Source organism: Arachnia propionica (assembly GCF_003859805.1).
GTDB classification, from domain to species: domain Bacteria; phylum Actinomycetota; class Actinomycetes; order Propionibacteriales; family Propionibacteriaceae; genus Arachnia; species Arachnia propionica_C.
Window position 1 is genome coordinate 145,974 of sequence record NZ_RQZG01000003.1, and the last position, 26,896, is coordinate 172,869.

Consider the following 26,896-nt stretch of genomic DNA (forward strand, 5'->3'; position numbering starts at 1 on the left):
CGGATCACGAGGCGAGGACCTCGTCGAGCATCACCTCGGCGCGGTCCTCAGCGACGTCCTCCGCGAGCGCCAGCTCGGCGACGAGAATGGTGCGGGCCTTGGCCAGCATGCGCTTCTCACCGGCCGACAGTCCCTTGTCACGGTCACGACGCCACAGGTCGCGGACCACCTCGGACACCTTGATGACGTTGCCCGAGTGCAGCTTCTCCAGGTTCGCCTTGTAGCGGCGGGACCAGTTCGTCGGTTCCTCGGTGTGCTCCGCACGCAGCACCTGGAACACCCGCTCCAGGCCGTCGGCGTCCACCACGTCACGCACCCCGACGAGGTCGAGGTTGCAGGCGGGGACCCGCACCACCAGGTCGTTCTGTCCGATGATCCTGAGGACCAGGTACAGCCTGTCCTCTCCCTTGATCTGCCGCGTCTCGATGTCTTCGATGACTGCCGCCCCGTGATTGGGGTAGACCACCGTCTCTCCGACCGTAAAAGTCATATTTCAGGCCCCTTTCCGCAGGCAATCCTACCATGGGTCGGCGTGTCGTCCCCGGGCGTCCAGCCTCCAGGGGATAGATCAGGTCTCGTGGGTCATCCATACCTGTAGCCGAGACCCCGCACGGTCACCAGCCGCACCGGGTGCGACGGGTCCGGTTCGATCTTGGCCCTGATCCGTTTGACGTGGACGTCGAGGGTCCTGGTGTCACCGACGTAGTCGCTGCCCCAGATCCGGTCGATGAGCTGGGACCGGGTCAGCACGCGTCCCGCATTGCGCACCAGCAGTTCGAGCAGCTCGAACTCGCGCAGCGCGAACTGCACCGCCTCACCGTCGACGCTGACCTGGTGCCGGTCCACGTCGATGCGCACCCCGGCCGCCTCGACCACGGTCGACGACAGCGTCTCCTCCTGCTGACCACGGCGGCACACCGCCCGGATCCTCGCGACGAGTTCCCGGTGGGAGAACGGTTTGGTGACGTAGTCGTCGGCCCCCACCTCCAGGCCAACCACCTTGTCCACCTCGGAGTCGCGGGCCGTGAGCATGATGATCCCCACCCCACCACCACGCATCCGGAGCTGTCTGCAGACCTCCGTTCCGGACATCCCCGGCATCATCACGTCGAGCAGCACCAGGTCCGCACCGTCGCGATCGTACTCGGCCAGGCCTGCGAGGCCGTCGGCACTGGCCCTGACCTCGAAGCCCTCCCGTTCCAGCATGAAGGTCAGGGCCTCCCGGTAGGATTCCTCATCCTCGATGATCAGGATGCGGGTCATGGTGTCGTCCTTGCCACGGCTGGGTCCGGTTCAGGGTCATGGGCGGGCAGGTGGAGGGTGAACGTCGATCCCTGGTGGGGTCTGGACCACACCGCGACGCCACCACCGTGGGCCAGGGCGATGTGCCGGACGATGGACAGCCCGAGTCCGGTGCCACCGGTGTCCCGGGACCGGGCATGGTCCACCCGGTAGAACCGTTCGAAGATGCGTTCCTGGTCCTCCGGGGGGATGCCGATGCCGTTGTCGGCCACCTTGATCTCCACCACCTCCGCACCCTCCCGACGGCTCCTGACCGCGGTGACCGCGACCCTCGCCCCGGGGTCGGAGTAGTTGACGGCGTTCTGGACGAGGTTGACCAGGGCATCGGTCAGCTGCCACCGGTCCCCGACCACGTGGGTGGCCACGGCAGGCCCGCTCACGAGACGGACCTTCCTCGCCTCAGCCGACTCCCGGGTGCGTGCCAGGGCGTCCTCGATGATCGCCGGGACGTCGACCACCTCGCTGTTCAGCATCGGGTCGAAGGACTGGAGGCGGGAGAGCTCGATGATCTGGGTGACCAGCTCTCCCAGTCTGGTGGACTCCTGCTGCAGCCGACGGGCGAAGTGTGTGACGTCGTCCGGGTCCGCCGCGGCGGCCTCGATGGTCTCGGCCAGGATGGTGATGGCCCCGATCGGGGTCTTCAGTTCGTGGGAGACGTTCGCCACGAAGTCGCGCCGCACCGCATCGACCCGGCGGGCCTCGGCCTCGTCCTCCGCGAGGACGAGCACGTGACCGGCCGTCAGCGGCAGCACGCTCACCTGGAACTCGGTCATCGGGGTCACCGGGTCACGTTCCCGGACCAGCTGACCGGTGAATCCCTCCCCCGACTCCCTGACGGCACGCACCCGGTCCAGCAGGTCGATGAAACCGACGCGACTGCCCCGGCTGACCCCGTCCGCCTCGGCCTGGGGATTGTTCCTCAGCACCTCGTCGTGGGGGCCGACCAGCATCCCGGCGACGGGGAGGGCGTCGATGACGGTGGCAAGATCCTGCCGGGCCGCCTCGCGCAGCGCCTCCGCCGTCGCGACGGACCTGCGCAACCGGTACCCGCTGGCGAGCAGGACCACCCCGACCAGCAGCAGCGCCATGACCGCCCCCGACGCGGCCCACTGAAAAGGACCCATGTCGCCATCCTAGGTGGATAGAATCCCCTCAACGCCGAACTGCTCCGGGAGGGCCACATGATGCGCGCCAACTACCACGAGGAACTGGAGGGTGTGCTCGACGCTCTCCATTCGATGGGGCTGATCGTGGAGACGGCCATCACGGAGGCCTCCTCCGCGTTGATGGACCCGGACCTGGCGAAGGCCGAGGCCGTGGTCAGCGACGACGCCCAGCTCGATGCGATGCACGAGGACCTGGAGTTCCGTTGTCTGTCCCTGCTGGCCCTGCAGGCCCCGGTGGCCGGGGAGCTCAGGACCATCGTCTCCGCCATCCGGGTGGTGTTCGAGCTGGCCCGGATGGGGGACCTGGCTGCGCATGTCGCGAAGATCGCCAGGCTGCGGTTCCCGGAGTCCGCCCTGCCCGAGTCGTTGCGGGGCAACTTCGAGCGCATGTCGCAGGTCTGCATCCAGATGACCCGGCTGGCCAACGCCTCCCTGAAGAACCGTGATGCCGAGGCGGCCCGCCGGATGGCCGAGATCGACCACGAGATGGACAGCCTGCGGCGCGATCATTTCGGGGTGCTGCTCGGCGAGGACTGGAGCGGGACGGTGGAGCAGGCCATCGACGTGGCCCTGGTCGGCCGTTACTACGAGCGGTTCGCCGACCATGCCGTCGCAGTCGCGCGTCGCGTGATCTACATCATCACCGGGGAGGTGCCCGAGGGCGAGGAGTGGCCGAACGCGTGAGCGTCATTTTGGTCGGACCGATGTGAGGTGCACACTGGGTCCCCTTCGATCGACTCCACGAAAGGACCCTTCCTTGACCATCAAGCTCTCCCGTCGAACCTGGATCATCGGTGCCGCAGTCGCCCTGGTCGTGGTGACCATCGGTGCGCTGGTGTTCAAACCCTGGTTGCTGTTCGTCAATGTCGAGGTCGATGACGCGATCCCGCAGGTCGCGCAGACCTCTGCACCCGCCGATTCATCAGCGACGAGCGGCTCCGAGGAAGCCGCTGCCCCCGCCGGGAACGATTCCCCCGAGCCCACCGGCCCGGTCCTGATCTCCAGCGGCGAGTTCATCTCCCACGAGCACTCCACCACCGGCAAGGCCTCCATCTACCGGCTTCCCGACGGCACCCATCAGCTGGCCCTCGAGAACCTGGAGACCACCACCGGACCCGACGTCCGGGTGTGGCTGTCCGCAGGCCCAGTCGTCGAAGGCCGCGACGGCTGGTTCACCGCTGGTCAGCACCCGCACCTGGAGCTGGCACCCCTGAAGGGAAACCGCGGAAATCAGGTCTACGCCCTGCCCGATGACGTCGATCCCTCACAGTGGCCGACGGTGGATCTGTGGTGCGTCGCCTTCGGGGTCTCCTTCGGTGCCGCCCCACTCACTCCTTTGGTCTGACCAAACAAAGACCTTGGTCTGACCGAACATGGCGGGGAAGGTTCCCGGACGGAGTTAGAATCTGCCCGGGAACCACCCCGGAAAGAAGGACACCCATGCCCCCCATCAGCCGCCGTCTCGTTCTCGCCGCGGGCCTGTCCACGACGTTCGGAGTCGCCGCATGTGCCCCCGCAGGCCTGGAGGCCTCGAACAGCCCAGCCCCCACGCCGGAACCGACCCCGGAGACCAGCACCGGTGAGGAGACCACCACGCCGGAGACCAGCACCCCGGTCGAGCAGTCCCCCACCCCGGAGCCGACCCCCACCCCGAAGGCAGATCCCACAGCCGTGATGCCGGGCGCCAACCACAACGGGTCCGCGAAGGAGCACGCCTACCCCGCTGCCGACGTCCAGGCCTGGCTGGAGAAGAAGTCGACGCCGGAGGAGAAGGTGGTCTTCCTCACCTTCGACGACGGTCCGAACCACTCCACCACGGTCCAGATCCTCGACATCCTGAAGGAACACGAGGTCCCCGCCACCTTCTTCGTGGTCGGGAAGATCGTCAGTGGCGCCCCTGACGTCCTGAAGCGGGAGATCGCCGAGGGACACTCCGTCGCCCTCCACAGCTACACCCACGACTACAAGAAGCTCTATCCGGGGCGCAAGGCCAAGGTGGAGACCATCATGGACGAGTTCCACAGGACGAAGGAGGACATCCGCGCCGTCCTGGGTGAGGACTTCGACACCAGCTGCTGGCGCTACCCCGGTGGTCACATGAGCTGGAAGAACATCGAACCCGCCGACGAGGCCCTGGCCGCCGAGAACTGCCACTGGGTCGACTGGAACTGCATGACCGGTGACGCGGAGCCGGAGAGCCGACGTCCGAAGAGTGCCCGGGAGATGAAGAACATGGCCGTCAGCCCCATCTTCGAGGAGAAGAACGTCTCGGTGATGCTGGCCCATGACTCGGAGGGCAAGGACCTGACGGTCCAGGCACTGCCCGAGATCATCGCGGAGTACAAGAAGGCCGGGTACAAGTTCGGGGTGATCGCCTGAGCACCGCCTCGTCCTTGTAGGCTGACGCCATGACCGGAAAGCTGATCCTGCTCCGCCACGGCGAGAGCGAGTGGAACGCCAAGAACCTGTTCACCGGCTGGGTGGACGTCGACATCAACGAGAAGGGCCAGGCCGAGGCCCGCAGGGCCGCCGAGCTGTTGAAGGCGGAGGACCTGCTGCCGACGGTGTTGCACACCTCGCTGCTGCGCCGTGCCATCCACACCGCCTACCTGGCGCTGGACGGCTGCGACCGCCACTGGATCCCGGTGCGTCGTCACTGGCGGCTCAACGAGCGTCACTACGGGGCGCTGCAGGGCCTGGACAAGACCGCCACGCGCGAGAAGTACGGCGACGAGCAGTTCATGCTGTGGCGTCGCAGCTACGACGTGCCGCCGCCGGTGCAGGACACCGACGCCGAGTACTCGCAGTTCAACGATCCGCGCTACGCCGACATCCCCGAGGCCGAGCGTCCCCGCACCGAGTGCCTCAAGGACGTCGTGGCCAGGATGCTGCCCTACTGGGAGTCCGACATCGTGCCGGACCTGAAGGCCGGTCACACGGTGCTGGTCACCGCGCACGGCAACTCGCTTCGGGCACTGGTCAAGCACCTGGACGAGATCTCGGACGAGGACATCGCGGGCCTGAACATCCCGACCGGTATCCCGCTGTTCTACGAGCTGGATGAGAACCTCAAGCCGGTGGTCAAGGGTGGCCGCTACCTCGACCCGGAGGCCGCCGCCGCATCCATCGAGGCGGTGAAGAACCAGGGCAAGAAGTGACCTGACACCGCAGTGGTCGTGGTCCGTCGTCCGACGGGTCACGACCACTGCGGTTTTTCATCGGGTCAGGCCCGCTGCTTCCGCTTCTGCTGGATCAGGACGTGCAGGATCACGCATCCGATGACGCCGATGATGGTGGTGAGGATGCTGCCCTCGATACCGAAGGCTCCTCCGGTCAGCAGGTCACTGCCGACAGCCGTGGCCGTGAACAGGGTCGAGGGCAGGACCATGCCGCTGACCTCGATGCCGATGACCGGCCCCAGGAGGAAGTTCCAGGCGAAGTGCATGGCCCCCACCAGCCAGATGCTGTCGGTGTACCAGTAGAGCAGACCGAACAGGAACCCGAAGACGAGCAGGTTCAGTGCCGGGAGCAGTTGCATTCCCGGGTTGACGGCGTGGATGACGGCGAAGATCACGGCCTGGACGAGGACGGCGAACCACATGCCCTTCGACACCGCGATGCTGCTCTGGATGTAGCCCCGGCAGAGCACCTCCTCGGTCATGCCCTGGACGGCGAAGGCGACCATGGTGACCAGGACCAGCACCCAGCTGCTCTCCGGGTTGACGCTGAGCCTCACGGCACCGAGCGCCACGGCGGCGCCCACCACCATGACGATCATGGCCAGGCCGATGAGGAGCCCGATCAGGTAGTTGCGCCCCGCCCTCGGCCGGTGGAAGCCGAGCGCGGCATCCGTGCGCTTGTTCAGCTTCTCGTTGATGATGAGGATCGCCAGCAGCCCGAAGACGAAGGAGTACAGGCTGCCGAGCACCAGGCCACTGGTGGGCACCAGGTACTCGAACAGGAAGACCAGCGGCACGGCGAAGATCGTCTGCACCAGGAACAGTACCGCGATGGCGATGAGGCAGGCCGTCCACCATGCCCTCGGGGGGTGTTTGCGCATCAGGTCAACGCTCGTCATGTGAGCCCTTTCCGTGTTCCAACGTCTTGCCTTGTCAACTGGATGCGAAACGATACCTGTCACCACCGCTCGGCTGAGCCCGGTGAACCAGTTCTGCGACACAATGGACTCCATGACCGACCTCCCTCTCACCCGTCGCTCACTGCTCACTGTCGCCGCACTGGCCGGGGTGGGCGTCCTGGCCGGGTGCGAGTCCCGGCCGACCGAACCCAGCGGCTGGGCCGACGGCGTGCCGGAGCGCCCGGAAAGGCTCGGCAAGGACACCGCCGTCTGCGATTCCCGACCAGTCTTGCCCCGGCCGGTGCTCTCCCCAACGGGCGCCCTGCTGTTCACCGCCGACGTTCTGGTCGATGTGGCGGGGCGGTCGGGAGCGATGCTGTGGGACGTCGCGGCCGAGCGGTTGCTGCCGGACTCCCTGCTGGGCGCCGGGTCACGTCTGACCGTCTTCCGCAACGATGACTCGCTCATCGATGTCGTCGGGGCCTTCGTCGTCCACGTCGACCAGGCAGGCGGCACCGCACGTCACTTCGGCACCGGCCACGCGCTGTTCGAGCCGCCCTGCAGTGGCGTGACCGCGATCACCTCCGTGGCCTGCTCCTCCATCGGGAAGTACGTTGCCACCGCTGGTCTCGACGGGCACGTCGGCATCTTCGACTGGGCCAGCGCCACCCGGCTCACCTGGGTGAAGGTCAGCTCGGACGAGAGGGCGATGGTTCACGGTTTCATCCTGGACAAGCTCGTCGTCAGCCATGACGGCGCCACGCTGCTGTTGACGATGGACGGCACCGAGGCGTTCCGTTTCGACCACACCCCTCATCGGCCGCTGGTCGCGGGGGACACCCTCCTGGTCAGCAACCCCGACGGTGGCTGGGACCGGATCGACCCGGCGACCGGGGAAGAACTGACTCACCTGGCCAGTGAGATGCCGCACTGGGACACCCTCACCCCCGACGGCGCCACCCTGTTCACCTCTCCGCAGGACCCGGTCGGGACCTCGCTGGAGCCGCGTCCCTTCCGGTTCACCGACGTGACGACCGGTGAGTCCCGGGAGTTGTCCCTGACCATCCAGACGGGCGGCACGGTCCTGCTCCCGGACTCGCGCCTGCTGGCCACCACCATGGAAGGGGTCACCGTCCTCGACCAGACGACGGGTCAGCAGCAGGGTCACTTCACCACGGCGTGACCCTGCTGGCCTGTCCTTCGCGGTGCGCTGAACTCGAGGCCCGGTGACCACACGCGGTGACCCACCCCCAGGCCAACCCTGATCACCGCTGGCCCGACCAGCGGGGCTTGGCAGCGCCCTCAGGCATACGACCCATCGGTGAGGATCGCGTTGCCGTTGGTGGTACTGCTGGCGCTGAGCAGGCGCAGCCGGGTGGTGGGGGCGTCGTCGAACAGGCGACGCCCCTCCCCCGCGATGGGTTTCAGACCAGCTCTGCCGGTGCCGCCCTTGTTCTCTGCCATTCTTCTGCCGCTCCGGCATGTCCTGGGACAAGGAATGGCTGAGAACACCGCGACGGGCATACTTGGAACCTCTGCCTGCCCAAGGAGCCCCATGACCCACCCTGCCGACTCCCACGACCTGATCCGGGTGCGTGGTGCCCGGGAGAACAACCTCCGCGACATCTCCCTGGACCTGCCGAAACGCCGCCTCACCGTCATCACCGGGGTGTCGGGGTCGGGCAAGTCGTCGCTGGTGTTCGAGACCATCGCCGCCGAGAGCCAGCGGCTCATCAACGAGACCTACTCGGCCTTCGCGCAGGGCTTCATGCCAGCCCTCGACCGACCCGACGTGGACCTGCTCGACGGTTTGACCACCGCCATCATCGTCGACCAGGAGCGCCTCGGCGGAAATCCTCGCTCCACGCTCGGTACCGTCACCGACGTGCACGCCCAGTTGCGCATCCTCTTCTCCCGCCTGGGTCAGCCCTACATCGGCGGCCCCAAGGCCTTCTCCTTCAACGTGGCCTCGGTCTCCGGGGCCGGGGCGATCACCGCCACCAAGGGCGGCCGACAGGTCAAACAGCGTCGCGAGTTCGAGGTGATCGGTGGGATGTGCCCCCGGTGTGAGGGACGGGGTCAGGTCTCCGATGTCGACCACGCGGCCCTGTTCGATGCCGAGAAGTCCCTCGCCGAGGGGGCGCTGCTGGTACCCGGGTATTCCATGGACGGCTGGTACGGCCGGATCTACCAGGGTTCCGGGTTCCTCGACCCGGACAAGAGACTGCGCGACTACAGCGCCCGGGAGCTCGATGTCCTGCTGCACTCGGAGCCGAGACGTATCAAGGTCGAGGGCGTCAACGTCACCTTCGAGGGGCTCATCCCGAAGATCCGCAAGTCCTTCCTGAGCAAGGACGTCGAGGCGATGCAGCCCCACATCCGCGCCTTCGTGGAGCGGGCCATCACCTTCGGCACCTGCCCCGGGTGCGACGGCACCCGGCTGAACGAGGCCGCCCGCAGCTCCAGGATTCGGGGCCTGTCCATCGCCGAGGTCTGTGCCATGCAGATCAGTGATCTGGCCGTGTGGGTCAGCGAACTCGACGAACCGAGCGTGGCCCCGCTGCTGGACTCACTGCGGATCACCCTCGATGCCTTCGTCGCCATCGGCCTGGGGTATCTGTCCCTGGACCGCCCATCGGGGACCCTGTCCGGCGGCGAGGCGCAACGCACCAGGATGATCCGGCACCTGGGATCGTCGCTGACCGATGTCACCTACGTCTTCGACGAGCCCTCCATCGGACTGCACCCCCACGACATCCAGCAGATGAACGCCCTGCTCACGGAGCTGCGCGACAAGGGCAACACCGTGCTCGTGGTGGAGCACAAGCCGGAGATGATCGCCATCGCCGACCACGTCGTCGACCTGGGACCGGGAGCCGGGACCGCCGGCGGGCGGGTGTGCTTCACCGGCACCGTCGACCAGCTTCGGAAATCCGGCACACTGACGGGCCGCCACCTCGACGACCGGGCGCGGCTCAAGGATCAGGTCCGCTCCCCCAAGGGCGTGCTCCCCGTCCGAGGCGCATCGACGAACAACCTGCGCGACGTGGACGTGGACATCCCGCTGGGCTGCCTCGTGGTGGTCACCGGGGTGGCGGGGTCGGGCAAGAGCTCCCTCATCCACGGCTCGGTGGCCCCGCGCAACGAGGTGGCGGTGATCGACCAAGGCGCGATCAAGGGGTCGCGGCGCTCCAACCCGGCCACCTGGACCGGTCTGCTGGAGCCCATCCGCAAGGCCTTCGCGAAGGCCAACGGCGTCAAGCCCGCGCTGTTCTCCCCCAATTCCGACGGCGCCTGCCCGTCGTGCAACGGAGCCGGGGTGATCTACACCGATCTGGCGATGATGGCGGGGGTCGCCACCACCTGCGACGAGTGCGAGGGGCGTCGGTTCCAGGCCGAGGTGCTGGCACACACCCTGGCTGGCCGGAGCATCGCGGACGTACTGGAGATGCCGGTGAACACCGCCCTCGAGTTCTTCACCGGCGAGGCGACGGTGCCGCAGGCGACGACGATCCTGACACGACTGGATGAGGTCGGGCTGGGATACCTCAGCCTGGGCCAACCCCTGACCACCCTTTCCGGCGGGGAACGGCAACGCCTCAAGCTGGCCGCCGAGCTCGGCACCAACGCCCAGGTGCTGGTGCTCGACGAACCCACCACGGGCCTGCATCTGGCCGATGTCGAGCAGCTGCTCGGCCTGCTCGACCGGCTGGTCGACGACGGCCGCTCAGTCATCGTCGTCGAGCACCACCAGGCGGTGATGGCCCATGCGGACTGGATCATCGACCTCGGTCCGGGAGCCGGGCACGACGGCGGCCGCGTGGTCTTCGAGGGCACCCCCCACGACCTGGTCACCACGGCCACCACCCTGACCGGTCAGCACCTGGCGGCCCACGTCACCGGCTGAGTTGTTCTCCTGAAGGTCGTCATGGCCTCACCGTCACCACGACGACCAACGACGATCCTCGAAGCTCTGCGGAGATCCCACGTCGAGGCCCCGGGACCCCGCACCATGCGCCAGAGGTCCTGACCATCAGACAGCGGGCAGTCCTCGGTGTGACCAGCGAGGGAAGGAAGACCCTGGTGTGAACGGCGGAGATGGGGTCCGGGGTCTGGAAGGACTGGGCCAAGGGGTGCACAATGACCCCCGTGTTCATCAAAGGTCTGCTTCCGCTGCTTCCCGGGGCGGGGCTGTGCCTTGTCACAGCCCTGATCTCCTACGGTCTCAGTCTGTTCCTGCCCACTGCCAGCCCACTCATCATCGCGATCGTCCTGGGGATCACCCTGACCAATGTGCTGCCGTTGCAGGCGAACCTCAGCCCCGGGATCGACTTCTCGGCCAAGAAACTGTTGCGTGCCGGGATCATCCTGCTCGGGCTCCGGCTGGTGCTGGGTGACATCCTCGCCCTGGGGGCACCGATGCTGCTGGTGGTGGTGTGCATCGTCACCGGTGGGCTGGTCGGAACCCTGCTGCTGGGACGCTGGCTACGGATACCGACCGGACTGAGTCTGCTGGTGGCGTGCGGGTTCTCGATCTGCGGTGCTGCCGCCGTCGCCGGGGCCTGCGGGGTCATCGACCCCGACGACGAGCACGAACAGGACACCATCACCGCCATCGCCCTGGTGGTGATCTTCGGCACCCTCATGATCCCGCTGGTGCCACTCGTCGCCGCCCTGCTGGGCATGGAGCCACACGTCGCCGGGATGTGGGCCGGGGGCTCCATCCACGAGATCGCCCAGGTGGTGGCGGTCGGCGGCATCATCGGTGGCGGCGCACTGACCATCGCAGTGGTGGTGAAACTGGCCCGTGTGCTGCTGCTGGCCCCGGTCATCGCCATCCTCAGTCTCCGGCAACGCCGGATCGCCCAACGCAACTCCTCCCGGACGAAGCTGCCCCCCATCGTGCCGCCCTTCGTCCTGGGTTTCCTGGCGATGGTGTGTCTGCGTTCCTTCGTCGCGCTGCCACAGCCGGTTCTCGACCTCGGTGCCATCCTGCAGACGACGCTGCTCGCCGCAGCCATGTTCGCACTGGGTTGCGGCGTGAAGATCCGCGCCCTGTGCAGGGTGGGACCACGTCCCTTCGCCCTGGCCGCCCTGTCCACTGTGCTCGTGGCCGGGATCGCCTGCACCGGGATTGCGCTGACCTAGCCCGCCACCCCTTCCATACCCAACGGGGTATGGACTTCCACGACGAAACGTAGCAGGCTGTATCGCAATTCCACTCAGCAGGAGTGCACAATGGTTGCAAATGTCATGTTGATCGTCGAACGGCAGTTCTCCTATCCGCAGCAGCGGGTGTTCCGGGCCTGGACCCTCCCCGAGGAGATGATGCTGTGGCGAGGCAGTCCCGGATGGCACGTCGAGCAGGAGAGTGTGAGCTCCGAGCCAAGACTCGGCGGCCGACATCACCACGTCAAGGTACGCGACAACGACCCCAGCGTCCGGGTCACCACGGACGCCACCTTCACCGAGTTCTTCGAACCGGACGTCTTCGTCGCCAAGCAGCGGATCACCGGTGATCCCGGCATCGACCCCGACGTCCCCATGGAGCTGCGCGTCGAGTTCGTCAAGAACGGACGCAACAGCTCCAGTTGCTTCGTGCGCATCGTGCAGGGCCCCTACGACCCATCCCGCGCCGAGTTCCACGCCAAGGGATGGGAACTCGAACTCGACCGCCTCCAGGAGTTCCTGGCGGCCAATCCAGAAGGGGTCACCCGATGAGCGCCACCGTGGTGCGGCAGAAGCCGCTCATGACGATGCGGCAGATCCTGCTGATGAACCTGGGATTCTTCGGAATCCAGTACTCCTTCGGGATGCAGCAGACCGCCGTCAACCCGATCTACACGATGCTGGGGGCCAACCCTGAGGAGATGCCACTGCTGAACCTGGCCGGACCCATCACAGGTCTGCTGGTCCAACCGATGATCGGTGCGATCTCCGACAAGACCTGGGTCCCGAAGTGGGGACGACGACGTCCCTTCCTGCTCATCGGGGCCATCGGCTGCTCCATCGGCCTGTTTCTGTTCCCCTTCGCCTCCGCGGTGTGGATCGCGGTGCTGCTGCTGTGGCTGCTGGACGTCTCGAACAACACCGCGATGGAACCGTACCGGGCCTTCATCTCCGACAAGCTGCCTCCCTCGCAGCTGGCCAAGGGATTCCTGGCACAGTCCTTCTTCACCGGTCTGGGCATCACCCTGGCCAATGTCTCCCTGTTCATCTTCAAGGCCCTGCTCGGTGAGAGCGCGATGGGCAACGGCATCTACTACTGGGTGATGTCGGCCTTCATGCTGGGCACCGTCGCCTCCCTGGCCACCGTGCTGATCTCGGTGCTGTCCACCAAGGAGATCGAGCCGAGCCCCGAGGAGTTGGCGGAGATCCGCAGGAACAAGCTGTCCTTCGGCGGTGCGGTCAAGGAGATCTGGGACGCCCTCCTCGACATGCCCGTCCAACTGCGCAAACTGGCCTTGGTCTACCTGTTCCAGTGGTATGCCATGAACTGCTACTGGCAGTACGTCTCCTTGTCGGTGGCGAAATCCGCCTTCAACACCACCGACACCAAGAGCTCAGCCTATGCCGACGCCGTCGCCTGGACCGGTCTGGTCAACGGCGGCTACAACGTCGTCACCTTCTGTGTCGCCTTCGCCCTGGTGGCGATGGCGAAACGTTACGGGGCGAAGTACGTCCACACCGGCTGCCTGTTCCTGGCCGCCCTCGGACTGGCCTTCTTCCCCCACATCACCGACAAGTACCTGCTGTTCGTGCCGATCATCGGGCTCGGCATCGCATGGGCCTCGATCATGGGGGTGCCGTACATCATGGCGGTGCGCATGGTCCCGTCCACCCGTTACGGCGTCTACATGGGCATCATCAACATGATGATCGTCATCCCGATGCTGATCCAGACCGTCACCTTCGGCACCGTCTACAGGTGGATCGGTGACGACCCCGGCCATGCCATCACCTTCGCCGCGGTGTTCCTCGCCCTGGCAGGTGTCGCGATGCTGTGGATCAAGGAACCGCCCATCGTCAAGGACGTCGACGACCTCTCCGTCCCAGCACCTGCTGGGCATTGACCAGTGAAGGAGGAGACATGCTCAAGGACTACACCACCATCGTGGTCGGAACCGACGGTTCCGAGTTGGCAGGCCCAACGGTCACCCGTGCCGCATGGATCGCGGTCAAGGAGGAGGCCGAGCTGGTCATCGTCTGCGCCTACGGCGGTGGTTCCCGCCGCGGCGACGCAAAGATCAACCTCGGTGACACCACCGCCAGCCGTCTCGGCCAGGTACCGGGAAAGGAGGCGGCCACCCGGGCCGTCCAGCACGCCCAGGACATCGCCCGTGCAGCCGGTGCGACGGTCAGGGCGGCACTGCTGGTGGAGGCCGACCCGGCAGACGCCCTGTTGGAGACCTCGAAGGAACGGCTCGGTGACCTCATCGTCATCGGTGCCATCCGGGACCGCTCCATCACCGGCCGTCTGCTCGGCGACGTCGCCCGCGAAGTGGTCAGCCGTGCCCACTGTGACGTGCTGATGGTGCGACCCTTCGGGGACGTGCCCCAGGGCGATCAGCACCGCCCGGAGAGCGACGGCTGAGCACCCCCGGTCAGGTCATGGGTCGAGCACCCATGACCTGACATGACGAACGGGGCCGCACCCAACAGGTGCGGCCCCGCCGTGAGAATCGCTGGTCAGAGCTCGATGAGCGCCTGGCCGCCCTGGACGGGCTCGCCCTGGCTCACCAGGATCGAGACCACCTTGCCCGCAGCCGGGGCGGTGATCTCGGTCTCCATCTTCATGGCCTCGAGGACCAGCAGGACCTGACCGGCCTCGATCTCATCACCCTCGTTGACCAGGATCCGGGCCACGGAACCGGCCAGGGGGGCGACGACGGCGTTCGAACTCACAGCACTGACCGACGCGGTCGTCGGGGCCACCGGGGTGGGACCCCCGGAGCCACCGATGATGATGGGGCCGAGTCCTTGGCGCTCCTCCTCCTCGACCTCGACATCGATCTCGTACTCCGTCTGATTGACGGTCACCTTGAGCTTCATGGGTTTTCTCCTTCAATCAGCGGGTGTGCGGGACAACACGGTTGTGGACCTGGCCACGGGAGGCCGCGGCCCAGCGGGTCTGGGATCCGAAGCGCACGGCCCGGATCTTGGCCTTGTGTCCGAAGTAGGCGGCGACGGCGGCACCGATCGCGACCAGGTCGGACTCAGGGATCTGCTGGCGGGCCTCGAGTTTCGCGATGCGCTCGTCGAGGACCTTCAGCTGCGCGGTCAGCTTCTCGACCGCTGCGAGCAACTCGGCATTGGTGTCAGCCATCAACAACTCCGATCAGGCCGGGCCGAGGCCGTGCTTCTTCGGAGGCCGGACCTCGCGCTTGCCGACGAGCAGCTCCAGCGCGAGGGCGATCTCGCGTCGGGTGTCGGCCGGGTCGATGATGTCATCGACCAGCCCGCGGGAGGCAGCCATGTACGGGGTGGAGAAGGTCTCGCGGTACTCCTCCACCAGCTCCTCACGGCGGGCGTCCTGATCCTCGGCGGCCTCGATCTCGCGGCGGAACACCACGTTCGCGGCACCCTCGGCACCCATCACGGCGATCTCAGCGGTCGGCCAGGCGAACACCTTGTCGGCGCCGAGATCCTTCGAGCACATCGCCAGGTAGGCGCCACCGTAGGCCTTGCGCAGCACCACGGTGATCTTCGGCACCGTCGCGGCCGAGTAGGCGTACAGCATCTTCGCGCCGTGACGGATGATGCCACCGTGCTCCTGCGCCACGCCCGGCAGGAAGCCGGGGACGTCGACGAGGTTCACCACGGGGATGTTGAAGGCGTTGCAGAAGCGGATGAACTTGCTGCCCTTGTCGGAGGAGTCGATGTCCAGCACACCGGACATCACCGACGGCTGGTTCGCGATGATGCCGATGGTGCGGCCGTTGATGCGTCCGAACCCGACGACGATGTTCATCGCCCACCCGGCCTGGACCTCCAGGAAGTCGCGGTGGTCGACGATCTCCGCGATGACCTCGCGGATGTCGTAGCCCTTGTTGGATGCGGTCGGGATGATCTCCCGCAGCTTCTCGTTGGGCTCGATCGAGTCATCCGGATCGACGATCGGCGGTTCCTCGGTGTTGTTCTGCGGCAGGAAGCTCAGCAGCTTCTTCGCGATCAGGATGGCCTGCTCGTCGTCGTCGGCCACGAAGTGGACCACGCCGGAGCGGGACATGTGGGCATCGGCACCACCCAGTGCGTCCTGGGTGACCTCCTCACCGGTGACCTGCTTGATGACGCCGGGGCCCGTGATGAACATGTGGGCCTTGCGGGTCTGGATGATGAAGTCGGTCAGGGCCGGGGAGTAGGCCGCGCCACCGGCGCAGGGCCCGGCGATGATCGAGATCTGCGGGACCGCACCCGAGAGCAGGACGTTGGCGTAGAAGACCTTGCCGTAGCCCGACAGGGAGTCGATGCCCTCCTGGACACGGGCGCCACCCGAGTCGTTGATGAAGACGAACGGGGTACCGGTCTGCAGCGATGCCTTGAGCATCTCGGTGACCTTGATGGAGTGGGCCTCACCGGCGGAGCCACCCATGACGGTGAAGTCCTGGCTGGCCAGGTGGACCGGGCGGCCCAGCACCGTCGCGGAGCCGGTCACCACACCGTCGGCGGCCATGTCGGCCTTGTCCATCCCGAAGGTGGTGGTGCGGTTGCGGCGGAAGGCCCCGGTCTCCTGGAAGGTGCCCTCGTCGATCAGGGCCTCGATGCGGTCGCGGGCGGTCAGCTTGCCCTTGGACCGCTGCTTCTCCAGCTTGTCGAGGCCGCCTCCGGCCTCGACCTTCGCACGGGCGTCCTCCAGCTGCTGGAGGCGCTCGGCCATCGTGTGTTCCTTGCTCATGGTGCTCCTCAGGCGGGCTCGACGGAAACGCTGTGCGAACGGCCAGCGATGGTGACGTTGTACTTGACGGGGCCGGAGATGCCCTGCGCCTTGCGCTTGGCGGCCTCCTCCTCGGCCTTGAGCTGCTCCGGGGTCTTGCCGACGTTCTTCGGCCCCTCGGAACGGGTCTTGAAGAACCCGGGCGCGACGCCCGGGAACATCGCATTGGTCAGGACGTCCTCCTCGGTGCCGTCGGCTCCCTCAAGGGCCCCCGCCTGAGCGACGAGCTCGTCCCACTCCGGGGTCAGGGTGTCGGCGGGACGCACCGTGATGGGGTCCTTCTTCGCCTGTGTGCGGGCCAACTCGATGACCTCCGGGTTGCGCTCCCCGAGGCACTCGCCGTAGTAGCCGAGCATGAGGTCGGCGAACTCACCGGTGAGCACCTTGTAGCGACCCATGAGGACGTTGAACACGGCCTGGGTGCCGACGATCTGCGACGACGGGGTGACCAGCGGCGGGTGCCCGGCATCGGCCTTGACCCGGGGCACCTCCTCCATCACCTCGCGGATACGGTCCCCCGCGCCCTGGGCCTTGAGCTGGGACTCCATGTTCGACAGCATGCCGCCCGGGATCTGGGAGGAGAAGATGTCGGTGTCCACCAGGGTGGCGGACTCGAACTCGGCGTACTTGGGGCGGATGGCCGCGAAATGGTCGCGGATCTTGATGAGACGGTCCATGTCGAGCCCCGTGGTGTACTCGGTGCCCTCCAGCATCGCGACGAGGGACTCGGTGGGGTTGTGCCCGGGGCCCAGGCTCATCGACGAGATGGCGGTGTCAACCACGTCGGCACCTGCCTCGATGGCCTTCATGAGCGAGACCAGCGTGACCCCCGTCGTGGAGTGGCAGTGGACGTTGATCTGGATGTCGCCGTAGGTCTCCTTGATACCGCGGATGATGTCGTAGGCGGGCTGCGGCTGGAGCAGGGCGGCCATGTCCTTCAGGGCGATGGACTCGGCCCCCATGTCGATGAGCTGACCGGCCAGCTTCACGTATCCCTCGACGGTGTGGACCGGGGAGATGGTGTAGCAGATGGTGCCCTGGGCGTGCTTGCCGACCTTCTTGACCGCCTGCATGGCACGGGCCATGTTGCGCGGGTCGTTGAGGGCGTCGAAGACCCGGAAGACGTCCATGCCGTTCTCGGCGGACTTCTCGACGAACTTCTCCACCACCATGTCCTCGTAGTGGCGGTAGCCGAGGAGGTTCTGGCCGCGCAGCAGCATCTGCAGCCTGGAGTTGGGCATCAGCTCACGGAAGGTCCGCAGCCTGACCCACGGGTCTTCGTTGAGGAAGCGGATGCAGGAATCGAAGGTCGCGCCACCCCAACACTCGACGGACCAGTAACCGGCCGCATCGATGTCAGCGCAGGCATCGACCATGTCTTCCATGGCCATGCGGGTTGCCATCAAACTCTGGTGTGCGTCCCGGAGGGCTACTTCGGTGACGCCGATCTTTCGAGGACTCATGGTCCCTATCCAACCATGCCGGGGTTCGGCCACGACACCCGCCCCCCGCTTCGGAGGTCCCACTCGCATTCTGGTCGGACCAAGGGCTGACGAGGACAAACGGTTGAACGCTGTTCAAAGGCCAGTTCTCACGACGCGGCGTCACCAGCAGGACACACACCACCAGCCCCAGGTCCGACAGGCATCCGACCAGGGTCTTCCGCCACCGCCGCGGATTCCGACCCGAAGCCCCTTCCACTCCACCTCATGGCCCCCTACCCTGTGGCCTGTGACTGGCACTGTTCTCGACCCCGCCCCTGAGCCCGTCGCCGCCCCCGAGGCGGCACCCCGCCCTGCCCGGCCCTGGTGGCCCCGACTGCGTGACTTCTCCCGCGTCCGGCCGCGGGTGCGCGGGCTGGACGCGGCACGTGGGCTGGCGGTGCTGGGCATGGTGGTGGCCCACACCGTCCTCACCCCGGCCTCCCCCGGTGACCCGGTGGCCCTGCTGAACTTCGCCAACGGGCGCTCCGCCATCCTGTTCGCGACCATCGCCGGGGTGTCGCTGGCCATCATGAGCGGCGGACGACGCCGTCTCGAGGGAACCGAGCTCATGCAGGCCCGACTCACCATCCTCGGACGGGCGATCGTGCTGCTCTTCCTGGCCGGTGGCCTGTCGCTCATCCCGACGAGTGTCCAGGTGATCCTGGCCTCCTACGCGTTCTGGTTCATCCTGGCGCTGCCTGCACTGCGCTGGCGACCCCGCACCCTGCTCATCGTGGCCGCCTGTCACGCCACCCTCGGGTCCTTCCTCGTGATGGCGATGCCCACCTGGTTCCCCCTCTGGGGCGGTGGCGGGACCGACAACGCCTTCGTCCCTCTCATGATCGCCAGCTCCGTCTACCCCGCCTTCGTGTGGATGGGTTTCGTGCTCGCCGGTCTGGCCCTCGGCCGCTACGGCCTGGACAATGTCGTCGCCCTGCGGAACTTCCTCATCGTCGGCCTGGTGCTCTTCATCGGGTTCGCCGCCCCGTTCCTCATCGAGGCGAGGTCCCTCGACCCCCTGTTCGCGCAGAACGGCAACCCCAGCAGCAGCATCTCCGAGGGCGGCGAGGACTACCCCGACCCCGAGGAGAACTGGTGTCTGGACGCATCCGGGACCGCCCTCAAGAGCTGCTCCCTCGAAGAGCTCGAGAAACAGCTCGAGACCATGACCGAGGAACAGTTCGCCAGCTACGAGAAACTCATCAACGAGAAACTCGGCATCGACGAGTCCCTCCCGGAGCCGGGCGACCCGGAGGAGGACGACAGGTTCCCGTCGATCTTCGACCCCACCCGTCCCGTGGACATCAAGCTCGCGGTGTGGAACTTCGCCCCGCACTCCGGCACCCCGTTCGAGAGCTTCTCCTCCGGCGGGTTGGCCCTGGCGACGATCGCCGGGCTGGTGCTGCTCGGCAGGATCGCCTGGAGCCGGTTCGTGCTGTGGCCGCTGACCGGCGTCGGCGCCATGGCCCTGACCGCCTACGTGGTGCACATCATCGTCCTGACCAGCATCGGGATGCAGCCCGACGAGCTGCTGGTGGCCGGAGGGCTCGCCCTGGGACTGGTCGTGCTGTGTTCGCTGTGGCTGCGGGTGTTCACCTCCGGCCCGCTGGAGCAGCTCACCGGGGCCGTCGCCGATCGGCTGGCAGGACGCCCCAGGGGCTAGCAGTTCTGGTCGACGCTGGGCCGATCAGCTGGCGAGCGGTTCACCACGCAGGATGCGCTCCAGCCTGACCAGCGAGGACTCGGCGGCGTCGCCACTGCGCAGGTAGTGCCCCTCAGCCGGGTCACTGAAGTCACGGATGATGGCAAGCTCGCAGGCCGAGGGGTCCTCCTCCCCGCGGTCACGGATGTCACGCAGCGTCTCCTCCGCCAACCGGGAGGCCCTGTCCTGCTCGGTGGAGCTGAGCAGCCGCACCTTGTCCTGCACGACACGGTCCGCGGAGTCCACCTCCACCAGCCGCACCCGGTTCCCCTCCACCGTGTACTCCCGGGAACCGAGCGGCCCCGTCGAGGTCCACCGCCGGTAGACCAACCGGTAGGCCTCGTCCTCCTTCCTCGAGGCCTCGCTGGGGAAGGGCGCAAGTGTGGCCAGGGCCGCATGGAATCCAGTCATGTTCAGCGAGGCTAAGGGCGGGACACCCCGACGGGTTCGACGACTCGGCTGGCCTTTTGGCCAGGTCGAACTTCCACCCGATGTGATGGCCAAAAGTCTGACTCACCGGAACGTGTTCAGCCGTTCCCACCCCAGATCTCGATGAGTACCCGCGCCTGCTGCGCTGCTCGGACATCCGCTCCGTCCGCCACCATCGCGACGGTCTCGACGAGTTCCCCGGACACCGCTTCGATCCCCTCCAGGGCCCCCAGCACCTTGCGGACAACCGCTCGGGAGCCGTGGGGCAGCACGACGAGGGCGATCTCGGTCAGCTCGGCCTCGTCCAGGTCCAGGGTCAGCAGCAGTTCGGTCACGAAGGTCACGGCCACCCCGTCCAGCACGGGCAGGACCGCGATGAGCCGGGCACGCTCGACACGAAGGCGATCCGCCAGAGCGAGCGCCTGGACCCACTGCACCACGGCCCGCTGCGAGGAGACCCGGTCCCCGCGTTCCCACACCGCGATGAGCGCGCCGGTCAGGGCCGCATCATCGACCTCCCCGGCGGTGCGGACCGCTACGGCCGCATCCTCGACCTCACGCATGCGTTCCTCGGGTTCCGCGAAGGGCGCCATGGCATCCCGGACCGCGCAGGCGGCGAGGAACTGCTCCTGCCACCGTCGCCCGACCTTCGGGGTGGACGAGTCGCGCCACCACGCCTTCCAGTACTCCCGCCGCGTGGGCAACGGGAGGTCGTGGTGGTGGACGAGCAGCTCCACCAGGTCGAGGGCACCACGCAGGGCCAAGGGATCACCCTCGGCCACCGCGACGACCTCCGCCGCGAATCCGTGACCGCGCTCCACGACGGCGGCCAGGAACTCGTCGTGGTACCGCTCGCGTTCTCCAGCCGTGACCGACACCGGCCACTCACGGGGTCGCCACAGGACCTGTTCCTCCGTGGCACCCAGCCGCACCAGCAGTGGGACCGCCCAGTCCCCCAGGTGCCAGGGGTGCCATGTCGAGTGGTCGGTCAACGCCTCGACGACGGCGGCTCCGGTCTCCGCGCGTTCCGCCTGCGGCATGGCGTCGAGGGCCTCCAGCAGATGTCGGTACCACAGCACCTCGTCACCGGCCTCGGGCACGACCCCGACGCCGTCCGGGTGCCCGAGCCGGGCCAGCCGGAACCATCCCGGCTCGGACAACCCGTGCTCGGTGACCAGTCGCTCCAGCAGGGGATGGGCATCGAGGTCACCGCCTCCCGCCGCTGCGACGAGCCGTTCTGTCCACTGGGCGCCGCGTGACGAGCACAGCTGGACCCAGGACTCCCACGCCTCGGGTTCGGCCAGGAACTCGTTGCGGCCGGATGCCCTCATCCCGGCCAGCACGTGGGTCAGCGCACCGTCGCAACGCAGCGCGAGCACCGCCCCTCTGGCCGAGAGCCCGGCCATGTGGAGCCGGGGGTGGAGTCGCCGCGCATGCCTTCGATACGCGGCGACGATCTCCTCACCGAGCGGGCGGTGCATGAACTGCGACAGGGTCCCTGAGTGCTCGACCCACCCGACCAGCTCCTGGAGACCAAGATCAGACACGTTTCCTCCTCACCACGGGGACGCCGTCGCGTCCGCACGTCGCAAGTGTGGCAGTCATCCCGAGGTGGCCGATCGGATGGGATACCACGAACCGGGTGTCATCCTTGTGGCCGACTGCCACTTCACGGGGGTGCGACGATGCGCGGAGACCCCCTCGGAATGGGCCCGAGAAGCAGTTCCTGGCCAAAGGTGAAGGGCTTGGACAAGCCCTTCCTCCCACGAGTCGGCGTTGTTAGGATGACGCGACCTTCAGGCCCAACCGCTGGGCCCCGACCCCGAGGACGATCAATGAGGAAAGCCCTGGTGACGACAGCTGCCCTGTCGTTGCTGCTCACCCTGGTGAGCCCATCCGCCGTGGCCGAGGAACCCCCTGCGCCACCACCGTTTCGGAGCGAGACCCCCGCTGTGCCGGGGACCGGCCCGGGAAGCCCTGACGAACCCCAGCACGTGATCGTCCTGCTGAAGCAGGAAGAGGCCCTGGACCGGGTGCTCGGCCGCTGGGCCGGCGTCGAGGGGTTCGACGTCCGCCGCAGGTTCGGCCACCTGGTGGACGGGTTCTCCGCCACCCTCCCGAAGAGTCGGCTCCGGGCCCTGGCCGCCGACCCGGACGTCGAGACGGTCCAGAAGGTGAAGACCTACCAGACCTCGATGCAGACCGCAGGCGAGCTCACCCAGAGTGTTGCCGCCCGGACCGACCTGGGTGTCGACGGCGCCGGCATCGTGGTCTCCGTCATCGACACCGGCATCGACCCGACACACCAGGACATGCGGCTCGACGACGGCGTGGCGACCAAGCTCACCCCCCAGGGCGAGCACGCCACGGCGAAGGTGCCCTACGGCTGGAACTACGCCGACCAGAACTCCAACTTCGTCGACGCCACCGCCTCGATGCACGGCATGCACGTCGCCGGGATCGTCGCGGCCAACGGCGGCCCGGATGCTGACGTCACCACCAACGGTCGGATCAACGGCATCGCCCCCAATGCCCAGCTGCTGGCCATGAAGGTGTTCTCCAACGATCCGGCCCAGGGGGGCGCGAAGGAGGATGACATCATCGCCGCCATCGAGGACTCGGTGACGATGGGGGCCGACATCATTAACATGTCGCTGGGCGCCGCCAACGGCACCAACGAGTCCTCCATCGGGCAGGGCAGGGCGATCGCCGCCGCCCAGGCCGCCGGTGTCCAGGTCATCGTCGCCGCCGGCAACGACGGCCTGAACGGCTCCTCGAACGGGAGCACCGTCGACCACAGCTCCATGCTCGACGACGGGACCATGGGCAACCCGGCCTCGACGACCGAGGCCCTGTCCATCGCGTCGGTGGACAACAGCCACAGCCTGGCCACCCTCGCGACGGTGAACACCGCGAACGGGCCGGTGGAGCTTCCCTACAAGCTCCAGATCGGCCGGACCGACGAGCAGGAACACGGCATCGTCTTCGCCGGATTCGGACGCCCGGAGGACTTCCCGGCCCACACCACCGGCAACTTCGCCCTCATCGAGCGTGGCGAGGTGTCCTTCACCGACAAGTTCACCAACGCCGTCGAGGCCGGGGCCATCGGCGTCATCGTCTACAACAACGCCGCTGGCGGTGAGAACTTCACGGGGATGTCAGGTCTGCAGGACTTCACCATTCCCGGGGCGTTCATGTTCCACTCGGTGGGCGAGCAACTGAAACAGGCCATCGCGAACAACGACGGAACTGCCCGGATCACCTTGACCGGGAAGACCAGGCTGCTGGAGCTCAGCCCCACCCTGCGGGCCTCCGACTTCAGCTCCTGGGGAGCCACCCCGGAGCTGGACTTCAAGCCGCAGCTGGCAGGAATCGGCGGCAACGTGCGTTCGACGATCAACGACAACGCCTACCTGGAGGAGTCCGGAACCTCCATGGCCGCACCCCATGTGGCGGGCGCCTTCGCCCTCGCCCTGACGAAGTACCGGGAGATGTACCCGGATCTCACGGCGGGCGAACGAAACCAGCTGCTCCGCACGGCCTTCTCCAACACCGCGAAGATCCTGGAGCACAGCCCCGGCCAGCCCTACGCACCCCGTCAGATCGGGGCCGGTCTGATCCAGACCGTCGACGCCGTCAACACCCGGGTGTTCGCCACGGTCGACGGCCACCCCACGATCGCCCTGCGCCAGGTCGACGGACCCCGGACCTTCACCGTGACCCTCACCAACCGTGACGACCGTGACCACACCTTCACCACCGGCGCGACCTGCGTGGTCACCGAGAGCCAGCAGGCGGGCGAGGCCAACACCACCGGATGCCACGACACCGAGGAGCTCAGCCCACAGGTCCGCAGCGTCACCGTCCCGGCCGGTGGCACCGCGACGCTCGACTACACCCTCACCCCCGACACCTCGGAGCGGCACTGGATCCAGGGGTGGGCCACCCTCGACTCGGGCGAGGACGACCAGCCCGACCTGGCCATCCCCTACCTCGGCTTCGTCGGCGACTGGAACGCCGAACCGATCATCGACCATCCACGGCAGGACGGGAGGACCCCCGTCCTGGACGGGGTCCTGGGCCCGGACCAGGCCAACCTGACCCAGCTCTACGGACCCCTGGGCCACACCGAGACCTCATCACAGTGGATGTCCCCGAACGGTGACGGCTTCTTCGACGAACTGTTCCCGCTGTACATGCTGCTGCGTTCCGCCGGTGAGATCCAGTTCGAGGTGGTCAAGGACGGCGCCGTGGTGAGAAGCTTCGGCACCGAACGCGACATGAGCCGACTGCCGCTGCGCCTGGTTCCGCCTGCGATCCAGTCCGCGGCCGAGGGAGCGACGAACCAGGCCTGGGACGGCACCCTCTACGATCCCGACACCGCCACCTTCGAGAAGGTCCCTGATGCTGATCTCGGCACCTACCGCTACCGCATCCGCTCGCGTCTGTCCGAGGACTTCGACTGGCAGGTGACGGAGCTGTCCATCGGCATCGACACCGTCGCTCCCGAGGCCTCGTTCACCGTCGTGCCGCAGCCCGACGGGTCCCGCCTGTACACCGTGACCGCGTCGGATGACCGCTCCGGTCTGGAGAACCCCGCCGGGGTGTTCGCCAGGGACGCGGCCAGCGCGACGGTGTTCGAGCCGACGATCACCTCCCCGGGCACCTACACCTTCACCATCCCGGCCGCGATCGCGGGCGGCGACTCCTACGTCGAGATCCTCGCCATGGACAAGGCCGGCAACACCACGGAGCTGCGCGACTTCTACCAGACCCGTCCCATCAGGGTCCTGAACAGCCACAAGGTGGATCGCTGGATCGGGAAGGACTCCGTGCCCTTCCTGCACCCGGAGATCATCGACGGCAAGGCAGTGATCGACCTCGTCGTGGCCCCGGGGGTGGCCCGGGTGGAGTGGAACGGTGCCCCCGTCGAGATCACCGAGGGCAGGGCGCGGGTGCTGGTCCCGTTGACGCCGGGCAGGACCGAGCTCGACTTCGTCGCCCACTCCGCCAACGGGGATGAGCTGGGTCGTACCGACCACTGGTTGGGGTACGACACCACCCCACCGACCCTGCAGATCACCTCGGCCCCGCTCAACGAGAACGGAGAGCTGGTACCGGCCCCGGACGGGACGGTGACCATCAGTGGCCGGGTGAGCGACGACCTCGCCGCTCCGACCGATGTGGCCCTGCTCGAGAACGGGCTCGAGGAGATCACCCTGGACGACGAGGGGCGGTTCACGCACGTCTTCACCCCGACCGAGCAGCAGTCCTTCCTGGTGTTGGTGGCCCTCGACCACGCATCCACGTACAAGCAACGGGAGGACTACGCCAACTCCGCCGCGAAGGCCTGGCCCATCGCGGGACGCGCGTCGCAGGAGGGCCTGCACGCCATCTTCGACGACCCGATGATGCGGGGCGGCCGGTTCGGTCAGTCCGCCTACCTCGTCAATCCCGCCTTCCAGAACCTGGAGATCGTCAACCAGGACGCCCAGCCCGGCGAGCTGGCGGCACGCCTGACCGTGACGGGCAGGCTCTCCGAGGAGCCGAGGTCGTTCCAGGTGGGCGGCAAGGACGTCGAACTGGACGACGAGCTGCGATTCTCCATCCCGATCGACCTGAGCAACGCGATCAACCGGGTCGGTTACGTCGCGGTCGCCAAGAACGGGGAACGGATCGAGGGATCCTGGCGGATGGTCTACGACCGTGCGCTGCCGGGTATCGACCTCACGGTGGATCCTCGGCTCCATGCCGACGGGGCGATCTACCTCAGGGAGCAGCCGAGCGACATCCAGCTCTCCGGTGAGGTCTGGGACAACGAGTTCGGGTACAGGCTCGAGGTCAACGGCAACGTGGTCGAGGAGTTCGAGAACCTGTGGGACTCCGGTGCGGACAACCGCCTTCCGTTCAGCACCACCGTCCCCGGTGCCAAGGGCGGCCAGACCATGCTCCTGAGCCTCAAGGACGGCATGGGCAACGGGTTCGAGCAGCAGGTGCCCGTCGTGCTGGACGACACCGCCCCGAAGGTCGGCATCGACGATCAGGCACGCACCCTCGGGCGTGATGCCGAGTTCACCGTCACCGCCACCGATGAGCACCTGGAGAGCCTCACGGTCCTTCTCGACGATCGCGAGGTGGCGACGGAGGTGGTCGCCCTGGTGCCACATCCGAGGGCAGGACACACCGAGTACCGGCAGGAGGAGGTGGTCAGCAGCACCACTGGCTCCGAAGGGATCGCTGAGACCTCCAAGCAGGTCACCCTGCGGTTGAAGGACCTGCCCGATCTCACCTCCGGACGGCACACGATCTCCGCCGTCGCCCGGGACAAGGCCGGGAACAGCGCCGTGGCCTCGTCGGTGGTGAACGTCGACGAACCCCCCACGATCACCGGTCCCGACACCGTGACCGTCGAGGCGGGCAAGGATCCGAGGCAGGCGATCCGTGAGGCCTACCAGGCCACCGACCCGGAGGACGGAGCCCTGGAGCTGGTCTTCGACGCGACGACGCTGGTCCCCGGCCACGCGACCGAGCTGGAGCTGAGCGCCACCGACTCCGCCGGGAACACCACCCGACGGGTCGTGACCATCACCCTGCAGATCCGGGTCCCGGGTACCCCTGAGGCCCCGGGACTGCCGGGAACCCCGGGCGGGGGCGGGAAGCCCCAGAAGCCGATGAAGCCGGTGCTGCCGGTGACAAGGCCTGGTCTGCCCAGCACCGGAAGGTGAGAAAACCCGGCCCGGTCAGCGCGACGTTCCGCTGACCGGGCCGGGTTCCTTGTCCTCCCACCACTGGTCGGGTCGG

Annotated in this window: 23 protein-coding genes; 12 read left to right on the forward strand and 11 right to left on the reverse strand. The window is 67.3% G+C overall.

The genetic code is table 11. From position 1 onward, the window contains the following. Positions 1-4: 4 nt before the first annotated feature. The 3 genes from EII34_RS04215 to EII34_RS04225 all read right to left on the reverse strand — a co-directional run bounded on the left by EII34_RS04215 (position 5) and on the right by EII34_RS04225 (position 2,426). Positions 5-490, reverse strand: coding sequence for a CarD family transcriptional regulator (locus EII34_RS04215; RefSeq protein ID WP_124843237.1), 486 nt, complete (start codon positions 488-490; stop codon positions 5-7). A 92-nt stretch (positions 491-582) separates the two neighbouring features. Continuing rightward, positions 583-1,263: a response regulator transcription factor gene (locus EII34_RS04220; RefSeq protein ID WP_124843239.1), complete on the reverse strand. Its 681-nt coding sequence runs from the start codon at positions 1,261-1,263 to the stop codon at positions 583-585. Continuing rightward, complete coding sequence (locus EII34_RS04225; RefSeq protein WP_221620193.1) at positions 1,260-2,426, reverse strand: sensor histidine kinase; 1,167 nt, start codon at positions 2,424-2,426, stop codon at positions 1,260-1,262. The genes EII34_RS04220 and EII34_RS04225 overlap by 4 nt, the downstream gene beginning before the upstream one ends. A 60-nt stretch (positions 2,427-2,486) precedes the next feature. On the opposite strand from EII34_RS04225, the gene phoU reads away from it, so the two are divergent. The 4 genes from phoU to EII34_RS04245 all read left to right on the forward strand — a co-directional run bounded on the left by phoU (position 2,487) and on the right by EII34_RS04245 (position 5,626). Then, a complete protein-coding gene (gene phoU / locus EII34_RS04230) occupies positions 2,487-3,152 on the forward strand; it encodes a phosphate signaling complex protein PhoU (RefSeq protein ID WP_124843331.1) in 666 nt (221 codons plus the stop codon). Between the two features lie 73 nt (positions 3,153-3,225). Further along, positions 3,226-3,813, forward strand: a complete 588-nt coding sequence (locus tag EII34_RS04235) for a DM13 domain-containing protein (RefSeq protein ID WP_221620194.1) — start codon at positions 3,226-3,228, stop codon at positions 3,811-3,813. A 95-nt stretch (positions 3,814-3,908) separates the two neighbouring features. Beyond that, positions 3,909-4,847, forward strand: a complete 939-nt coding sequence (locus EII34_RS04240; protein WP_124843241.1) for a polysaccharide deacetylase family protein — start codon at positions 3,909-3,911, stop codon at positions 4,845-4,847. A gap of 29 nt (positions 4,848-4,876) precedes the next feature. Then, on the forward strand, positions 4,877-5,626 hold the full coding sequence (locus tag EII34_RS04245; protein ID WP_124843243.1) for a phosphoglyceromutase: 750 nt from the start codon (positions 4,877-4,879) through the stop codon (positions 5,624-5,626). A gap of 65 nt (positions 5,627-5,691) precedes the next feature. Here EII34_RS04245 and EII34_RS15890 read toward each other — a convergent pair whose 3' ends face one another. Next, a complete protein-coding gene (locus EII34_RS15890) occupies positions 5,692-6,528 on the reverse strand; it encodes a CPBP family intramembrane glutamic endopeptidase (protein ID WP_185711166.1) in 837 nt (278 codons plus the stop codon). A 130-nt stretch (positions 6,529-6,658) separates the two neighbouring features. Here EII34_RS15890 and EII34_RS04255 point away from each other — a divergent pair, with 130 nt between their 5' ends. Then, positions 6,659-7,729, forward strand: a complete 1,071-nt coding sequence (locus EII34_RS04255; RefSeq protein WP_185711167.1) for a hypothetical protein — start codon at positions 6,659-6,661, stop codon at positions 7,727-7,729. A 119-nt stretch (positions 7,730-7,848) separates the two neighbouring features. On the opposite strand, the gene EII34_RS15895 is transcribed toward EII34_RS04255, so the two are convergent. Then, positions 7,849-8,010 carry a hypothetical protein gene (locus EII34_RS15895; protein ID WP_185711168.1) on the reverse strand — a complete coding sequence of 54 codons (162 nt, stop codon included), beginning with the start codon at positions 8,008-8,010 and terminating at the stop codon, positions 7,849-7,851. Positions 8,011-8,101: 91 nt separating this feature from the next. Here EII34_RS15895 and EII34_RS04260 point away from each other — a divergent pair, with 91 nt between their 5' ends. From EII34_RS04260 to EII34_RS04280, 5 genes are all read left to right on the forward strand, one after another. After that, complete coding sequence (locus EII34_RS04260; RefSeq protein ID WP_124843249.1) at positions 8,102-10,453, forward strand: ATP-binding cassette domain-containing protein; 2,352 nt, start codon at positions 8,102-8,104, stop codon at positions 10,451-10,453. Between the two features lie 233 nt (positions 10,454-10,686). Beyond that, the gene (locus EII34_RS04265) at positions 10,687-11,694 is read left to right on the forward strand and encodes a YeiH family protein (protein WP_124843251.1); all 1,008 of its coding nucleotides are present in this window, start codon (positions 10,687-10,689) and stop codon (positions 11,692-11,694) included. A gap of 105 nt (positions 11,695-11,799) precedes the next feature. Then, a complete protein-coding gene (locus EII34_RS04270; protein WP_260425053.1) occupies positions 11,800-12,267 on the forward strand; it encodes an SRPBCC family protein in 468 nt (155 codons plus the stop codon). Continuing rightward, positions 12,264-13,619, forward strand: coding sequence for an MFS transporter (locus EII34_RS04275; RefSeq protein WP_124843255.1), 1,356 nt, complete (start codon positions 12,264-12,266; stop codon positions 13,617-13,619). The genes EII34_RS04270 and EII34_RS04275 overlap by 4 nt, the downstream gene beginning before the upstream one ends. A gap of 17 nt (positions 13,620-13,636) precedes the next feature. Beyond that, a complete protein-coding gene (locus tag EII34_RS04280; RefSeq protein WP_124843257.1) occupies positions 13,637-14,140 on the forward strand; it encodes a universal stress protein in 504 nt (167 codons plus the stop codon). Between the two features lie 95 nt (positions 14,141-14,235). Here the strand turns inward: EII34_RS04280 and EII34_RS04285 are convergent, their stop codons facing one another. The 4 genes from EII34_RS04285 to EII34_RS04300 are packed head-to-tail and all read right to left on the reverse strand — an operon-like array spanning position 14,236 to position 17,943. Further along, positions 14,236-14,598 (reverse strand): biotin/lipoyl-containing protein, encoded by a 363-nt coding sequence (locus tag EII34_RS04285; RefSeq protein ID WP_124843259.1) that lies wholly within the window; start codon positions 14,596-14,598, stop codon positions 14,236-14,238. Positions 14,599-14,614: 16 nt separating this feature from the next. Then, entirely contained in the window at positions 14,615-14,872 is a 258-nt protein-coding gene (locus EII34_RS04290; RefSeq protein WP_124843261.1) for a hypothetical protein, read from the reverse strand. Between the two features lie 12 nt (positions 14,873-14,884). Next, positions 14,885-16,441: an acyl-CoA carboxylase subunit beta gene (locus EII34_RS04295; RefSeq protein WP_124843263.1), complete on the reverse strand. Its 1,557-nt coding sequence runs from the start codon at positions 16,439-16,441 to the stop codon at positions 14,885-14,887. Between the two features lie 8 nt (positions 16,442-16,449). Further along, the gene (locus EII34_RS04300) at positions 16,450-17,943 is read right to left on the reverse strand and encodes a methylmalonyl-CoA carboxytransferase subunit 5S (protein ID WP_124843265.1); all 1,494 of its coding nucleotides are present in this window, start codon (positions 17,941-17,943) and stop codon (positions 16,450-16,452) included. A gap of 268 nt (positions 17,944-18,211) precedes the next feature. Here EII34_RS04300 and EII34_RS04305 point away from each other — a divergent pair, with 268 nt between their 5' ends. Further along, positions 18,212-19,627 (forward strand): heparan-alpha-glucosaminide N-acetyltransferase domain-containing protein, encoded by a 1,416-nt coding sequence (locus EII34_RS04305; RefSeq protein ID WP_185711169.1) that lies wholly within the window; start codon positions 18,212-18,214, stop codon positions 19,625-19,627. Between the two features lie 24 nt (positions 19,628-19,651). Here EII34_RS04305 and EII34_RS04310 read toward each other — a convergent pair whose 3' ends face one another. Beyond that, complete coding sequence (locus EII34_RS04310; RefSeq protein ID WP_124843269.1) at positions 19,652-20,077, reverse strand: hypothetical protein; 426 nt, start codon at positions 20,075-20,077, stop codon at positions 19,652-19,654. A gap of 116 nt (positions 20,078-20,193) precedes the next feature. Then, complete coding sequence (locus EII34_RS04315; protein ID WP_124843271.1) at positions 20,194-21,642, reverse strand: hypothetical protein; 1,449 nt, start codon at positions 21,640-21,642, stop codon at positions 20,194-20,196. A gap of 288 nt (positions 21,643-21,930) precedes the next feature. On the opposite strand from EII34_RS04315, the gene EII34_RS04320 reads away from it, so the two are divergent. Next, positions 21,931-26,820: a S8 family serine peptidase gene (locus EII34_RS04320; protein ID WP_185711170.1), complete on the forward strand. Its 4,890-nt coding sequence runs from the start codon at positions 21,931-21,933 to the stop codon at positions 26,818-26,820. The last annotated feature ends 76 nt before the right edge of the window (positions 26,821-26,896 follow it).

Excerpts from the sequence above, each read along its gene's own strand:
- EII34_RS15890 (WP_185711166.1), bottom strand. The coding sequence starts at position 6,528 with ATGCGCAAACACCCCCCGAGGGCATGGTGGACGGCCTGCCTCATCGCC.
- EII34_RS15895 (WP_185711168.1), bottom strand. The coding sequence starts at position 8,010 with ATGGCAGAGAACAAGGGCGGCACCGGCAGAGCTGGTCTGAAACCCATC.
- EII34_RS04265 (WP_124843251.1), top strand. The coding sequence starts at position 10,687 with ATGACCCCCGTGTTCATCAAAGGTCTGCTTCCGCTGCTTCCCGGGGCG.
- EII34_RS04280 (WP_124843257.1), top strand. The coding sequence starts at position 13,637 with ATGCTCAAGGACTACACCACCATCGTGGTCGGAACCGACGGTTCCGAG.
- EII34_RS04260 (WP_124843249.1), top strand. The coding sequence starts at position 8,102 with ATGACCCACCCTGCCGACTCCCACGACCTGATCCGGGTGCGTGGTGCC.
- EII34_RS04285 (WP_124843259.1), bottom strand. The coding sequence starts at position 14,598 with ATGAAGCTCAAGGTGACCGTCAATCAGACGGAGTACGAGATCGATGTC.
- phoU (WP_124843331.1), top strand. The coding sequence starts at position 2,487 with ATGCGCGCCAACTACCACGAGGAACTGGAGGGTGTGCTCGACGCTCTC.
- EII34_RS04255 (WP_185711167.1), top strand. The coding sequence starts at position 6,659 with ATGACCGACCTCCCTCTCACCCGTCGCTCACTGCTCACTGTCGCCGCA.
- EII34_RS04300 (WP_124843265.1), bottom strand. The coding sequence starts at position 17,943 with ATGAGTCCTCGAAAGATCGGCGTCACCGAAGTAGCCCTCCGGGACGCA.
- EII34_RS04275 (WP_124843255.1), top strand. The coding sequence starts at position 12,264 with ATGAGCGCCACCGTGGTGCGGCAGAAGCCGCTCATGACGATGCGGCAG.
- EII34_RS04240 (WP_124843241.1), top strand. The coding sequence starts at position 3,909 with ATGCCCCCCATCAGCCGCCGTCTCGTTCTCGCCGCGGGCCTGTCCACG.
- EII34_RS04245 (WP_124843243.1), top strand. The coding sequence starts at position 4,877 with ATGACCGGAAAGCTGATCCTGCTCCGCCACGGCGAGAGCGAGTGGAAC.
- EII34_RS04295 (WP_124843263.1), bottom strand. The coding sequence starts at position 16,441 with ATGAGCAAGGAACACACGATGGCCGAGCGCCTCCAGCAGCTGGAGGAC.
- EII34_RS04290 (WP_124843261.1), bottom strand. The coding sequence starts at position 14,872 with ATGGCTGACACCAATGCCGAGTTGCTCGCAGCGGTCGAGAAGCTGACC.
- EII34_RS04310 (WP_124843269.1), bottom strand. The coding sequence starts at position 20,077 with ATGACTGGATTCCATGCGGCCCTGGCCACACTTGCGCCCTTCCCCAGC.
- EII34_RS04215 (WP_124843237.1), bottom strand. The coding sequence starts at position 490 with ATGACTTTTACGGTCGGAGAGACGGTGGTCTACCCCAATCACGGGGCG.
- EII34_RS04270 (WP_260425053.1), top strand. The coding sequence starts at position 11,800 with ATGTTGATCGTCGAACGGCAGTTCTCCTATCCGCAGCAGCGGGTGTTC.
- EII34_RS04320 (WP_185711170.1), top strand. The coding sequence starts at position 21,931 with ATGAGGAAAGCCCTGGTGACGACAGCTGCCCTGTCGTTGCTGCTCACC.
- EII34_RS04225 (WP_221620193.1), bottom strand. The coding sequence starts at position 2,426 with ATGGGTCCTTTTCAGTGGGCCGCGTCGGGGGCGGTCATGGCGCTGCTG.
- EII34_RS04220 (WP_124843239.1), bottom strand. The coding sequence starts at position 1,263 with ATGACCCGCATCCTGATCATCGAGGATGAGGAATCCTACCGGGAGGCC.